We start from the raw sequence: 13,348 nt of genomic DNA on the forward strand, positions 1-13,348 counted from the left end.
CCGAGTCTGCCGATGTCCGCACTGATCTGTGGTTCCCTTGCCTACGACACCATCATGGTGTTTCCGGACCAGTTCAAGAACCACATCCTGCCGGACAAGGTGCACATCCTCAACGTGTCGTTCCTGGTGCCGCGCATGCGCCGCGAGTTCGGCGGCTGCGCCGGCAACATCGCCTACAACCTCAAGCTGCTGGGCGGCGACCCCATCCCGATGGCCACGGTGGGCCAGGACTTCGGTCCCTACCGCGAGCATTTCGTCGAACAGGGCATCACCCTGTCGCAGGTGAAGGTGATCGACGAACTGTTCACCCCCCAGGCCTTCATCACCACCGACCACGACAACAACCAGATCACCGCGTTCCATCCGGGCGCGATGATGCGCAGCTACGAGAACCACGTGAAGGACGTGGCCGGCGTGACCTTCGGCATCGTCAGTCCGGACGGGCGCGAGGGCATGATCCAGAACGCCGCGGAGTTCGCGGAAGGCGGCATCCCCTTCATCTTCGATCCGGGCCAGGCCATGCCGCTGTTCAACGGCGAGGAACTGCGCCACTTCATCGAGCTGGCCGACTACGTGACCGTCAACGACTACGAGTCGAACCTGCTGCAGGAGCGCACCGGCTGGAGCGAGGCCGACATCGTCAAGCGCGTGAAGGCCTACATCACCACCCGCGGCCCGCACGGCTCGCAGATCCATACGCCCGAGAAGACCTACGACATCCCCCCGGCGCACGAGCGTCGCGTGACCGATCCGACCGGGTGCGGCGACGCATTCCGCGCCGGCCTGATCTTCGGCATCGAGAAGGGCTACGACTGGCTGACCATCGGCCGCATGGGCAACCTGATGGGTGCGTTGAAGGTCGAGCACCCGGGCACGCAGAACCAGCGCTTCGACTTCGACGAGTTCAACGAACAGTTCAAGCAGCAGTTCGGTTACGCGCTCTGATTGTGATTCGAGATCGCGCAACCGGTCCTTGCATGCTGAAGCGCCACGAATCACCACCGCCCCCGGTTTGTGACGTAAGGTAAGGCCGGGGGAACGGCCGGACCGGTCACGCCCCCGCGCAGTCGGCAACGGGCAGGGGCAGCATGGTCGCGCAGCATCGGCAACCTCCTTCGCAGGACGTCACGGTCCCTGCCTCTTCCGCCGTCGCATTCCGCCAGATCGCAGGACGGGCGCTCGGCATCGCCGCGCTGGTCTTCCTGGCCAGCGGGCTCGGCATCCTGACGCGCCCCGACCACCAGCTGGCGACGTTCTGGCCGACCAATGCGTTGCTGCTGGGCCTGTTCGCCCGACGTCCCGCGCTGGCATCGCCGGCCGGCTGGGCCGCCGCCGCCCTGGGTTACGTGGCGGCGGACGTGCTGACCGGCACGTCGCTGCCCACCACGCTGCGCCTGACGCTCGCCAACCTGGCGGGCGTGGCGGCGGGGTTCCTGCTGTTCCGCCACGTGCGCCAGGAAGACCGCCACCTGCAGCACCCGCTGTCGATGCTCGGCGTGCTGGCCGTGTCGGCGGCGGCGGCGCTGGGCGCCAGCCTGGCGGGAGCGCTGACCTCGCGCTCGCTGGTCCGCATGGACATGCTGAATGCCAGTGGCTTCTGGTTCTCGGCCGAACTGGTCAGCTACGTGGCGATCCTGCCGGTCGTGCTGCTGGCGCCGTCGCCGGCCGGCGCGATCACGCGCCTGGCGGAACGATGGGCACGCCTGCGGCGCCAGCCGGGCCTGCTGTTGCCGCTGGCGGCGTTGGCGCTGGCGGTGTTGCTGGGCGTGATCATCGGGGGTCCGGGGGCCATCGCCTTTCCGGTACCGGCCCTGCTGTGGTGCGCGCTCGCCTACCGGCTGTTCACCACGGCGCTGGTCACCCTGCTGCTGTGCATATGGACGCTGATCGCCATCGCCCATGGCGTGATCGACCTGCAGTTGCAGGTCGAGGGTCCGCTGCCGGTGATCTCGCTGCGGATGGGCATGGCGCTGCTCGCCGTGGCGCCGCTGACCGTGGCCAGCGTCAATGCGGCCCGCAACCGCCTGCTGGCCACGCTCAACCATGCCGCCGACCACGATGCCCTGACCGGCGCACTGAACCGCAGCGCCTTCCTGCGGCGCGGTCGCACGCTGGCCGAGCAGGCGAAGGTGCAGGCCACGCCCCTCGTCGCGATGATGCTGGACATCGACCACTTCAAGTCGGTCAACGACCGCCATGGCCACGCGGCCGGCGATGCCGTGCTGACGGCGTTCGCTGCGCGCATGCGCGAGCACCTGCGCGACGATGGGCTGTTCGGACGCTTCGGCGGCGAGGAGTTCGCCGTGCTGCTGCCGGGTCTGGCGACCGATGACGCGCACGACGTCGCCGAACGCCTGCGCGAGCTGGCCAGCCAGCCGATTCCCCTCGGCGACGGCCGCGTACTCGACATCACCGTCAGCGTCGGCCTGGCCTCTTCGTCCGCATCGTCGCAGGCGGATACGCTGGAGCACCTGCTGAGCCGGGCCGACGCCGCGCTCTATCGGGCCAAGGCGATGGGCCGGAACCGCGTGGTCGCCTGACGAGCACCACGGGCGGGAACCGGACCGCCCGCATTACGCAAGGCTTACGCCACCGGGACGCGGCGATCGCCTTCCGCAGGCGTGGGCGGGAAGCCCGCCAGCACCGCTGCGCAATCCGCCAGCCGCCACGTGGGCTGCACCGGCCACCGATCGTCCCGACCGTTCACCAGCAGGGTATGCGTGCCGGCGGCGTGGCCGCACTCGATGTCGAAAAGGTAGTCGCCGACCATCACCATCTGCGCCGGCGCCACGTTCCAGCGACGCGCGAAGTAGTGCAGCCCGTCCGGCGCCGGCTTGGGCGCCGCCTCGTCGCGTCCGATGATGTCGGCCTCGTCGAACACATCCCCCAGGCCAATGGCCGTCAGCGTGACGCCGGCCAGCGCCCGCGCGTTGCGGGTGAGGATGCCCAGACGGCAGCCCTTCGCATGCAGCGCGCGCACCAGCGCGACCGCGCCCGACGCGGCAGTGGCCGCTTCGGCCAGCGCGCGCTCGTGCCGCATCAGCCACGCGTGCGTCTCCAGCGCCTGGTCCGCGGGCAGTGCGGCCAGATGGCCCAGGATGTCCGCCTCGGCCGGCACCTCGAGCGCACGACGGATCAGCGCGAAGTCGTGCACCGCTTCCGTCAGCGTGCCGTCCAGGTCGAATACCCAGTGGCGCAGGTCCGCCAGTGCCGGCACAGCAGCCGCCATCGGCGTCAGTCCCATCCCGGCATCTGGCTGCCGTCCAGGCCACCGGTCTCGAACACGGCCTTGCGCGGGCTGCCGTCCTTCGCCAGGAACTCGATCTCCAGTTCCTTCGTCTTGCGCACGAGGCGCCACAGGGCGTTGTTGTCGTCGATGAACATCGCGGTGGCTTCGTCGGTGTCCGGGCGATGCGCGGCCATGCGCTTGGGCGCGGCGGCGTCCGCCACCACGGTCACCTGGCAACGGCTGTAGCAGGCCCTGGCGAAATCGCTCGCCTGCAGGACGAGGTAGCTGCTGCGCTTCCAGGTGGGATGGTCGCGGAACACCAGTTGCACCGGCTTGGCGCCACTGCCATCGACGTCCACCGGCTCCTTGCTGTAGATCATCGCCGAGCGCTGGATGCCGCCGTCGGCGGCGACCTGCGCATACGCCCACAGCGCAGCCATCCGACGCGCATCGCGCGCGGCCTCGGCCTTGCCCTGCACCTCTTCCAGCGACGGCCCGATGCGCGTGGCCGCCGCGCTCTGCGGATACTGGTCGAGCAGCGCGACGCCATGGATACGGGCCATGTCCCAGTCGCCGGACGCGACCGCGCTGTCGTACTTCTTCGCCAGTTCATCGGCCTGCTGCTCGACGGCGGCCGCCTGCGCCGCGGCGGCGGCGGCACGTTCGGCTTCGCGGTCGCCGCACGCGGGGAGCGCCAGCGCGCAGGCGATCGCGAACAGGAGAGGCTGCATTGCGTTCTTCATCGTCATCGGGGTTTTCCTTGCTGGATCAGCCGGGCGACCGCAGCCGCCACCTCGTCGGGTTTTTCCATGATGGACATGTGGCCGCAACCGTCCAGTGAAACCTGGATCGCCCGCGGCATCTTCGCGGCATACAGCGCCATCGCGCTGGGATCGATCACGCGGTCCTGCCTGCACCACAGCAGCAGCGCGGGCTGACGGATCGACGCGGCCCTCTCGCCGGGCAGGAAACGCTCGTCGCTGCGGCCGATGCGGTCCAGCACCTGCTGTTCGAACGGCGCCTGCGCAATGCGCCAGTCGATCACCGCCTTCGACGCCGGCCACGGAATCGCGGGCTGTGCGGCGCGGTCGTGGAAGACGGTATCGAGGTAGCGCTGCAGCGACGCCGCGTCGTAGACCGCGAACGGATTCCGTCCTGCCAGCACTTCCAGGCCGAAGGCGTTGTCGGCGAACCGCACGCCCGCCGCATCGATCAGCGCGACGCGCGCGACCAGCTCCGGGTGGTCGGCCGCCGCGACCGCCACGATGCCGCCGCCCATCGAATGCCCCAGCAGCACGACGGGGCTGCCATCGCGGCGGACCGCGCGCAGGAAATCCGCCAGCCGCGCGGCCTGGGCCCTGAAGCCGTAGTCCGCACCCGCGATGCGCTGGCTCTCGCCCCAACCGGGCAAGTCCGGGATCACCAGCCGATAGCGGTCGCGCAGGCGGGTCGCGAGCGGATACCAGTTCTCCTTGCCGCCGGTGAACCCGTGCACCATGACCACGGTCGGCGCATCGGGAGCGTTCGCTTCGTGTTCTTCGTAGACCCAGCGGTGGCCGCCCGCCTCCACCTGCCGCGCCGACAGGTCGATCCACCAGCCCTGCAGCGCCAGTCCACTGCGCAGCGGCGCCATCGGGTCGCGCCAGATCCACACCGCCAGCGCGCAAACAAGAACGGCCGCCAGCAGGGCGACCGTCCGTGTGCGGATCATGCGCAACGCCATGCGTTACGGGCTTGCCGACGCCTTCGCCAGCAACGCTTCGACCGAGCCGGTCGTGATCGGGTGATAGCCCGGCTTGGCCCGCGCGAAGCTTTCCTTCGCCAGCGCCAGCCCTTCCGGCGTCTTCACCAGTTCCTCGTAGATCGGCATGATCAGCTTGCGACGGCCGACGCGCTCGATGAACTTGGCGATTTCCGGGCGCGCGTCCACGTAGCCGCTGCGGATGGTCAGCGGATACCAGCGCATCGCGATCTCGCCGTTGGCGGTGCCGGTGAAGTGGTACGCGTCATCCAACTGCTTCAGCTGCTCGACGGTCAGTTTCTCGCCCATGCCCTCGAGGAAGTGCACCCACTGCTGGGTCACCCAGGCATCGGTCAGCTGCGGATTCGGCAGCTGGCCGCTGCCCTGCCAGGCGATGCGCGCCGTATCGGTGTTGGAGAAGGCGCGCGACTGCACCTGCGGCGCATTGGCCGGAATGCCCGTGCCGTACACCCAGTCCTGGATCTCGGCGTCGCTGACCAGGTTGGGATGCTTGTCGAACAGGTTCTTCTTCGCGTAGTCGAGGAACTGCTCGGTGGTGATGCTCTGGAACGCGAAGTGGTCGAAGTAGCCGCGCAGGAAAGCGTCGAACTCCTGCCGGCCGAAGCGCTCTTCCAGGAACTGCAGGAACCACGCGCCCTTGTCGTACGAGACGGCGCTGAGCGCATCGTCGGCGTCCAGCTGCGTGCCCGGCTTGACCGCCAGCGACTGCGTCGCCTCCGGCATGGTGCCGATTTCCTTCTTCAGGCCGTTGCGGGCGATGGCATATTCCATGCTCGCCGTTTCCTTGCCGTACAGCGCCTCGACGATGCGGTTCTCCACGTAGCTGGTGAAGCCCTCGTTCAACCAGCCGTGCTTGGCGCTGGAGAAGGTCACCAGGTTGCCCGACCAGCTGTGCGCCAGTTCATGCGCGATCAGCGAGACCAGGGTCTTGTCGCCGACGATGACGGTCGGCGTGATGAAGCTCAGGCGCGGATTCTCCATGCCGCCGTACGGGAACGACGGCGGCAGCACCAGCATGTCGTAGCGGTCCCAGCGGTAGGGGCCGTACAGCTGCTCGGTGGCGGCGATCATCTTCTCGGTGTCTTCGAATTCCTTGGTGGCCCTGTCGACCATCGCCGGCTCGGCCCACACGCCGCTGCGCGCGGAGATCGGCTTGAACACCAGATCGCCGGCGGCGATCGCCATCAGGTAGGACGGGATCTTCTGCGGCATCTTGAAGCTGTAGTCGCCATCGCGCGCGGCGGCCGGGTCGTTGTCGGCGCTCATCAGCACCATCACGTCCGGGCGCGAGGTCACGTGCGCGCTGTAGGTGTAGCGCACCTGCGGCGTGTCCTGCAGCGGCACCCAGCTGCGCGCGTGGATCTGCTGGGACTGGCTGAACATGAAGGGCAGCCGCTTGCCTTCGGTCATTTCCGGCGTCAGCCACTGCAGGCCCGAAGCCTCGGGCGAGCTGGTGTAGGCGACCCGGACCTTGGCGTTGCGCGCGGGCGTCTCGATGGTCAGCTTGCTGCCGAGCACGGCGTCCTTCGGCGCCAGCGCGTACTGCAGCGGCGCCCAGGCGCCGTTGGCCTCGCCTTCCACCTTCGAGATCGTCAGGTCGCGCGTGTCCAGCACCAGCTGGGTGGCGGCCTTGTCCTTCCAGTCCAGCGTGTAGGTCGCCGTGCCGCCGATGGTCTTGGCGTCGAAATCGACCGCGATGTCCAGCGCCAGGTCGTCGATGGCGACCTTCTGCGGTTCGGCATAGGAGTGCTCGTCACGGTCGACGGGCGTCTCGACGGCGGGCTTGGGCGGGGCGGCCACGGGAGCGGGTTCGGGTTCCTTGGAACAACCGGCCGCCAGTACGGCGGCGCAGGACAACAGCAAAGCCAGAGAACGCATCAGGGACTTCCAGCGCTACGGGGGAAGCGCCCAGTTTACCGCGCCGGGGCCCGGCCGCCCTCAGACCTTGTAGCCGGTGTGGATCGCGACGATGCCGGCAGACAGGTTCTTGAAGCTGGTCCGCGCGAAGCCGGCCGCGTCCATCATGCCCTGCAGCTCGGCCTGCGGCGGGTGCTTGCGGATGCTCTCGGCCAGGTACTGGTAGCTGCCGGCATCCTGCGCGAACAGCTGGCCCAGCCTCGGCAGCACCTTGAACGAGTGGAAATCGTAGACCGGCTTGAACCAGTCGACGGTCACTTCGGAGAACTCCAGCACGCGCGCCTGCCCGCCGACCTTCAGCACGCGGTACATGTCGCGCAAGGCGGCTTCCTTGTCGGTGACATTGCGCAGGCCGAAGGCGATAGTCACCAGGTCGAAGCTCGCATCCGGGAACGGCAGCGCCTCGGCGTTGCACTGCACGTACTCGAGCCCTTGCACCACGCCACGATCGGTCATGCGGTCGCGGCCGACCGACAGCATGCCGGCATTGATGTCCCCCAGCACGATCTGGCCGGTATCGCCCACACGATCCTTGAGCAGGGCCGCGATATCGCCGGTGCCGCCGGCCAGGTCGAGCACGCGGTCGCCGCGCTTCACTTGGCAGGTGCCGACGAAGTAGCGCTTCCAGACCCGATGGATGCCGAGGCTCATCAGGTCGTTCATCAGGTCGTATTTGCCGGCGACGGAGGTGAAGACCTCGCCGACCAGCTTCTGCTTGTCCTTGGCGGCGACGTCGCGGAAGCCGAAATGGGTGGTACCGCGCTCGTAGGGGGATTCGCTCATGGCCGGATTATCGCATTACCCGCCGGCCGGGGTCCGTTCACCGCGCGAACAGCGCACAGGCCGCCGGCGCCCGCCATCGCCGCGCCGGCAGGCCCCAGACAGGCCGGCCATGGAGCGACCGGCGCAAGGGCGCATCGCCGACGACTGCCGCCCCCGCAGAGACAGGCATGCCAGCCGCCACGCGCTCCAGTGGGGGCGCCGGGGTACTCATCACCCGCGGACGCGGTCCAACCCGCAGATGGAAACCGGTCGATGTCGACGCGACGACCGACACCCAGTGCCTGCCATCGGGCGTACTCCAGTGCTCGCCGACCCGCAACATCGAACCCTCGTTGTCCGCCAGGTCCGCGGGCGGCGTATCCGTGTCGATGCTGTAGGCCACGCCATTGCCAGCCACCCGGTGCACGATCACCGCATCGCCTGCGAGGTGCGACTCGTAGGTGCCGCTGCGGCGTCGCGCCTCGAGCGTGTAGGACACGGTCTGGTAGGGATCGGGTTGCGCCGCACCGGCCAGCACCACCAGCTGCACGTGGCCCGAGGCGAGGATGCTGCCCGCATCCAGCACGATCTCGTGGACCGTCTCGTTGTCGGCCTGCACCACCCGCTTGCGAGCGGGAGCCACCCAGCCCAGGCGATCGCGCTGCTGCATGTTCAGGTGCTTGGGCAGCAGACCCAACACGGGATCGCTGGCGGCACGGCGCCAGGCATCGCTCATCAGGTCCCAGGGGTTGTCGTGCGTATCGGTGTCGCCGTCGGAATTGTCCGAGTGCGGCAATCCGTAGCCGTGGCCCATTTCATGCGCCAGGCTGGCCACGTTGTCCGAGGCCCACGGCGGGCTCCAGGTCGCGCGCGTGCAGGCCTGCACGCCTTCCAGCAGACCGCAGGCGCCTCCACCCCAGGCCCGGCCATCGAGTTCGCCGTTGAACACCAGGTTGATGCCCTGCACGTTGCGGAAGTCGACGTCCGCTTCCGCCTGTGCGGTGCAGTCGCTGAACAGCCGCGACAGGTCCGCCCGCGGCCTGCCGACGACGTCGGCAATGTAGGCGGCGCGCGGCGCCGGCAATGCGTACCAGCCATACGCGGTGCTTCCGGCCAGGTTGATGGCGCCGTAGGAGACTTCCGACCAGTAGTGACCCAGCTGTCCCGGCGCATCGCCGTACTGGGCCTGGAAGAACGCCCGCGACTTCGGCTCCGTCATCACATCGGAGAACCTGCACATCAGCGTGACCCAGCGACTGCCGCCGCTCACCGGAGCCGCCATCGCGATGCGGCCACCGGCTTCCTGCGCGAGGGCGCGTCGTGGCAGCTGGCCGACCGGCACGATGGTCTCGATGGCGAGCGCCGTGCCAACGCCATTGCGCGATACGTACGACACGGCCACGTGCCGGTTCGACAAGGCGGCAAGATCGCCCGCCGCACGCTGCGCCTCGGCGACGTCCAGCCGGGAGCGCACACCCGGCGCCCGTTCCAGCCACGCTTCGGTCAACGCCGGGACGGAAGCACGGCCCGTCGGCGCGGCACGCGCATCGCCCCAGCGCAGTTGCAGCGTGCCCTGCACGATGTCGCCTGCCCAGGCCTGCGGCAGCGGGCCGGCGCACGCCACCACGAGGGCGCACAACCGTGACTGCCATCCGACAGCGCGTTTCCCCGACTCCAGCTGTGATCCCACGTCTTCCTCCCCGTCGTGACATCACACGACACAGGACTTATCGCGAACAGGCGCGGAAGGCGGAAACCGGCGGCAGGAAGAAAGGCCTCCGCGCCGCGATTCCGCGACATAGCGCATGTTTCGCCAAGAGGTTTCCGCTTCTCCGGCCGCTCAGTGCGCCAGCAGCGCGCACACCCACGGCAAGCGCAGCGCACGCGGCAGGGATCGGCAACCGCGCGGCAACACCCGCGACGGCAAGGCGGCCTGCGCGACGACCGAAACCTGTGCCGACGACGATCCCGCGGCCACGCCGGCCTGCTGCACCGCATGGTTGCTCACCAGCGCAGGCGCCGGCCCACTCATCGCACGCGGGCGTGGCCCGACCCGGATGATGAAACCCCTCGCCGTCTCGGCGACCACCTCCACCGAATGCCGACCGTCTGGCGTGCTCCACTGTTCCCCGATCTTCAGCATCGACCCCTCGTTCGACGAGACGTCGGCCACCGGCACGTCGGCATCCACACTGCGGGCGATCCCGTAATCCTCGACCCGATGGATGATCACCGCGTCGCCGGCCAGCGCGGACTCGTAGACGCCGTGGCGACGCCGCGCCTCCAGCGTATAGATCACTGTCCTGTAAGGATCGGGTTGCGCAGGCATGGCCAACACCACCAGTTGGGCGTCCGCGCTGTCCTGCAGGCCGGCGACATCCAGCGCGATCTCATGGCTGTCGCGATTGTCCGCCTTGACCGTGCGCTTGCGGTCGGCGGTTACCCAGCCCAGTCGTTCGCGCTGGTACATGTTCAGATGCTTGGGCAACAGGCCGTAGGTGGCGTCCGTCGTCGCCCTGCGCCAGGCATCGCTCATGAGATCCCAGGGATTGTCGTAGGTGTCGCTGTCGCCGTCGGAGTTGTCCGAATGCGGCAGACCGTAGCCGTGCCCCATCTCGTGCGCGAGCGGCGCCAGGTTGGCGAACGACCAGGGCGGGTTCCACGTCGCGCGCGTGCACGTGTACGCGCCGTCGAGCATGGCGCAGGCGCCGCCACCCCAGGCGCTGCCATCGAGTTCGGCATTGAACATCAGGTTGACGCCCTGCAGGCCGGCGAACGCGACCTCGGCATGGGCCTGTGCGGTGCAGTCGGCGAACAGCTGCGACAGGTCCGCCTTCTGCCGGCCGTTGACCACGCTGACATAGGCGGATCTCGGCTTCGGCAGCACATACCAGCCGTGCGCACTGCTGCCTTCCAGATCGATCGCGCCGTAGGACACCTCGGACCAGTAATGACCGAGCTGGCCGGGCGCGTTGCCGTACTGGGACTGGAAGTAGGCGCGGGGCTTCTGTTCGGCCGCGACGTCGGCGAACTTGCACATCAGCGTGACCCAGCGCGTGCTGCCCACCATCGGCGCCGCCGCCATCACGCGGCCATCCGCTTCCGCCGCCACCGCGCGTTGCGGCACGCGGTCGGCCGGCACGATGGCGCTGATCGCTGGCACGGCAGCGGCGGCGGACATCACCTTGCCGCCGCCGGACACGACGTCGGGGCGCACAGCATAGGACACGGCCACACGGCGGTTCGACAGCGCATACAGGTCGCCCGCCGCGCGCTTCGCCTGCGCCACATCCAGGCGATAACGGCGGCCCGGTCCCGCGTCCAGCCATGCCTCGAACTGGGATGGCGCCGGCGCATGTCCTTGCGGCGTGCGCGGCGCATCGCCCCATCGCAGCTGAAGCACGCCCTGCACGATCTCGTCGGCGTGCGCATCGGCGGTTGTCGCGACGCCAGCGGACAGGCACGTCAGCCACACGACGGCCCGCATGGCCGCACGCCGTGCGATCCCCTTCTTCGAACCCATGATGTGCTCCGAGTGCGCGCAGCGACGCGCGACTACTCGGGACATCGCCAAGCAGCATCGAATGCGGCAAGCGAATCCGCACTTCCGGCGACGGCATTCCGATTCTGGAATGCGCGTCCGTGTTCGCCTGCGCTGCATTGCGCATTCCGCCACGACGAATACGAATGCAGTGTTGTCCGCCGCGCCGCGTCCTGTCACACGTGAATGCGATTACATCGACAGTCGCGACCTGCGCGCCGTCGACATCGCACTCACCGTTCGAGCAGCGCGCACACCGGCGCCACCCGCAACAGCGAGGGCAGCAAGTCGCAGCCGCGCCGGCGTGGCGCCGACGGTCGAACCACAGGTGCAGACGGTGCCGTCGAAGCCGGCATGGCAGGAGACGACGACGCTACGGTGGCCGGCCGCTCGAGCACGGGCGCGGGCGAACTCATCGAGCGCGGCCGAGGACCGACGCGAACCACGAAACCGTCCGCCGTCGCGGAAACCACCTGGACCCAATGCAGCCCGTCGGGCGTGTTCCATCGGCCACCGACCTTGAGCATCGACCCTTCGTTGCTGGAGACAGTGGCGGGCGGCGTGTCGCGGTCGACGCTGTAGGCGATGCCGTAGTCTTCCAGCTTGTGGATGATGACGGCGTCGCCAGCGAGATTCGACTCGTACGTGCCGGTGCGGCGGCGCGCCTCCAGCGTGTAGATCACCGTCCTGTAGGGGTCGGGCTGTGCCGGCAGGGCGAGCACCACGAGCTGGGTATTGCCCGTCTTCAGCACGCTGCCCGCGTCCAGGACGAACTCGAGCGTCTCCCGGTTGTCGGCAGCGATGACGCGCTTCCGCGATGCGGGCAACCAACCCAGGCGCTCGCGCTGGTACATGTTGGGATGCTTCGGCAGCAGCCCGTACGTGGCGTCCGTGGTGGCATTGCGCCATGCATCGCTCATGACATCCCACGGGTTGTCGTACGTATCGCTGTCGCCGTCGGAGTTGTTGGAGTGCGGCAGGCCGTAGCCGTGCCCCATCTCGTGTGCCAGCGGCGCGAGGTTGGCGAACGACCAGGGCGGGCTCCACGTCACGCGCGTGCAGGTGTAGACGCCATCCAGCGTGGTGCACGCACCGCCGCCCCACGCATTGCCGTCCAGTTCGCCGTTGAACATCAGGTTGACGCCCTGGATGCCGGCGAAATCCACATCGGCGTCGGCGGCCGCCGCGCAGTCGGCGAACAACTCCGACAGCTGCGCCTTCTGCTTGCCGTTGACGTCGGCCAGGTAGGCGGACCGCGGCTTCGGCAAGGCGTACCACCCGTGCGCCGAACTGCCGGCGAGATTGATCTGGCCGTAGGACACTTCGGACCAGTAGTGGCCCAGCTGACCCGGCGCATTGCCGTACTGTGCCTGGAAGTAGCTGCGCGGCTTCTGCTCCGTCGCGATGTCCGCGAACCTGCACATCAGCGTGATCCAGCGCGTCGCCCCGAGCACGGGCGCCGCCGCCATCACGCGCCCGTCCGCACCCGTCGCGAGCGCACGCGCCGGCAACGTGTCGGTGGGCACGATGGTGCTGATCGATGGCGTGGCCGCGCTGGCGGACATCACCTTCGACGATGTGGCGGCGATGTTCGCGCGCGTCTCGTACGAAACCGCGACACGGCGATTGGCCAGCGCATACAGATCACCTGCCGCGCGTTGCGCCTGCGCCACGTCCAGCGCGATGCGCTTTCCCGGGCCCATGTCCAGCCACGCATCCAACTGCGGCGTTCCCTGCGCAAGGCGTTGCTGCGCGCGTGGCGGATCCGCCCACTGCAATTGCAACGTTCCCTGCATCACCGTCTCCGCGCGAAGCGGAAGACTCGGAAGGATGCATGCCATGACCGACATTCCCGCGAGCAGGAGCGCCCGAACGCCCTCGCATCGCATGTCGGCTGATCGGTGTTTGACCACGCGCGACCCCATTCACGATGAGCGGGTCGAGATGACGCCGCCATGGCCGGGGTGTCGGCAGCAGGAGTGAGGTCTTGAGGGGCTTCTCCCGGAAATGGCGCCCGATGTCCCGAACTGCGATGCGCGTCAGGAATCGAGGGCGAACATCGTCGTTTTCCGTCCTGACAGCGCGTACTTACACGATGTCGGGGCGCGCACCGGGCGTGTAGGGACGTTACCTACAC

10 protein-coding genes are annotated in these 13,348 nt (G+C 68.5%); 2 read left to right on the plus strand and 8 right to left on the minus strand.

Going from position 1 to position 13,348, the window contains the following annotated elements:
- Positions 1-12: 12 nt before the first annotated feature.
- Together AC1Q5B_RS01990 and AC1Q5B_RS01995 are read left to right on the plus strand one after the other, a co-directional pair.
- Positions 13-945 carry a carbohydrate kinase family protein gene (locus tag AC1Q5B_RS01990; RefSeq protein ID WP_492630067.1) on the plus strand — a complete coding sequence of 311 codons (933 nt, stop codon included), beginning with the start codon at positions 13-15 and terminating at the stop codon, positions 943-945.
- 143 nt (positions 946-1,088) lie between these two features.
- The gene (locus AC1Q5B_RS01995) at positions 1,089-2,540 is read left to right on the plus strand and encodes a GGDEF domain-containing protein (RefSeq protein WP_492630068.1); all 1,452 of its coding nucleotides are present in this window, start codon (positions 1,089-1,091) and stop codon (positions 2,538-2,540) included.
- 44 nt (positions 2,541-2,584) lie between these two features.
- Here the strand turns inward: AC1Q5B_RS01995 and AC1Q5B_RS02000 are convergent, their stop codons facing one another.
- From AC1Q5B_RS02000 to AC1Q5B_RS02035, 8 genes are all read right to left on the minus strand, one after another.
- A complete protein-coding gene (locus AC1Q5B_RS02000; RefSeq protein ID WP_492630069.1) occupies positions 2,585-3,244 on the minus strand; it encodes an HAD family hydrolase in 660 nt (219 codons plus the stop codon).
- Positions 3,235-3,960, minus strand: coding sequence for a hypothetical protein (locus AC1Q5B_RS02005; protein ID WP_492630931.1), 726 nt, complete (start codon positions 3,958-3,960; stop codon positions 3,235-3,237). The genes AC1Q5B_RS02000 and AC1Q5B_RS02005 overlap by 10 nt, the downstream gene beginning before the upstream one ends.
- Positions 3,961-3,974: 14 nt before the next feature.
- Positions 3,975-4,940 carry an alpha/beta fold hydrolase gene (locus tag AC1Q5B_RS02010; RefSeq protein WP_492630070.1) on the minus strand — a complete coding sequence of 322 codons (966 nt, stop codon included), beginning with the start codon at positions 4,938-4,940 and terminating at the stop codon, positions 3,975-3,977.
- Positions 4,941-4,955: 15 nt separating this feature from the next.
- Positions 4,956-6,869 carry a M1 family metallopeptidase gene (locus AC1Q5B_RS02015; protein WP_492630071.1) on the minus strand — a complete coding sequence of 638 codons (1,914 nt, stop codon included), beginning with the start codon at positions 6,867-6,869 and terminating at the stop codon, positions 4,956-4,958.
- 60 nt (positions 6,870-6,929) lie between these two features.
- Positions 6,930-7,691, minus strand: a complete 762-nt coding sequence (gene ubiE, locus AC1Q5B_RS02020; RefSeq protein WP_492630072.1) for a bifunctional demethylmenaquinone methyltransferase/2-methoxy-6-polyprenyl-1,4-benzoquinol methylase UbiE — start codon at positions 7,689-7,691, stop codon at positions 6,930-6,932.
- Positions 7,692-7,728: 37 nt separating this feature from the next.
- Positions 7,729-9,309, minus strand: a complete 1,581-nt coding sequence (locus tag AC1Q5B_RS02025; protein WP_492630073.1) for a metallopeptidase domain-containing protein — start codon at positions 9,307-9,309, stop codon at positions 7,729-7,731.
- Between the two features lie 201 nt (positions 9,310-9,510).
- Positions 9,511-11,193: a metallopeptidase domain-containing protein gene (locus AC1Q5B_RS02030; RefSeq protein ID WP_492630074.1), complete on the minus strand. Its 1,683-nt coding sequence runs from the start codon at positions 11,191-11,193 to the stop codon at positions 9,511-9,513.
- A 251-nt stretch (positions 11,194-11,444) separates the two neighbouring features.
- Positions 11,445-13,007, minus strand: coding sequence for a metallopeptidase domain-containing protein (locus AC1Q5B_RS02035; RefSeq protein ID WP_492630075.1), 1,563 nt, complete (start codon positions 13,005-13,007; stop codon positions 11,445-11,447).
- Between the last annotated feature and the right edge of the window lie 341 nt (positions 13,008-13,348).

Source organism: Pseudoxanthomonas sp. GW835-FHT14C01 (assembly GCF_058793715.1).

Excerpts from the sequence above, each read along its gene's own strand:
- AC1Q5B_RS01995 (WP_492630068.1), top strand. The coding sequence starts at position 1,089 with ATGGTCGCGCAGCATCGGCAACCTCCTTCGCAGGACGTCACGGTCCCT.
- AC1Q5B_RS02035 (WP_492630075.1), bottom strand. The coding sequence starts at position 13,007 with ATGCAGGGAACGTTGCAATTGCAGTGGGCGGATCCGCCACGCGCGCAG.
- AC1Q5B_RS02005 (WP_492630931.1), bottom strand. The coding sequence starts at position 3,960 with ATGCAGCCTCTCCTGTTCGCGATCGCCTGCGCGCTGGCGCTCCCCGCG.
- AC1Q5B_RS02010 (WP_492630070.1), bottom strand. The coding sequence starts at position 4,940 with ATGATCCGCACACGGACGGTCGCCCTGCTGGCGGCCGTTCTTGTTTGC.
- AC1Q5B_RS02000 (WP_492630069.1), bottom strand. The coding sequence starts at position 3,244 with ATGGGACTGACGCCGATGGCGGCTGCTGTGCCGGCACTGGCGGACCTG.
- AC1Q5B_RS02030 (WP_492630074.1), bottom strand. The coding sequence starts at position 11,193 with ATGGGTTCGAAGAAGGGGATCGCACGGCGTGCGGCCATGCGGGCCGTC.
- AC1Q5B_RS02015 (WP_492630071.1), bottom strand. The coding sequence starts at position 6,869 with ATGCGTTCTCTGGCTTTGCTGTTGTCCTGCGCCGCCGTACTGGCGGCC.
- ubiE (WP_492630072.1), bottom strand. The coding sequence starts at position 7,691 with ATGAGCGAATCCCCCTACGAGCGCGGTACCACCCATTTCGGCTTCCGC.
- AC1Q5B_RS01990 (WP_492630067.1), top strand. The coding sequence starts at position 13 with ATGTCCGCACTGATCTGTGGTTCCCTTGCCTACGACACCATCATGGTG.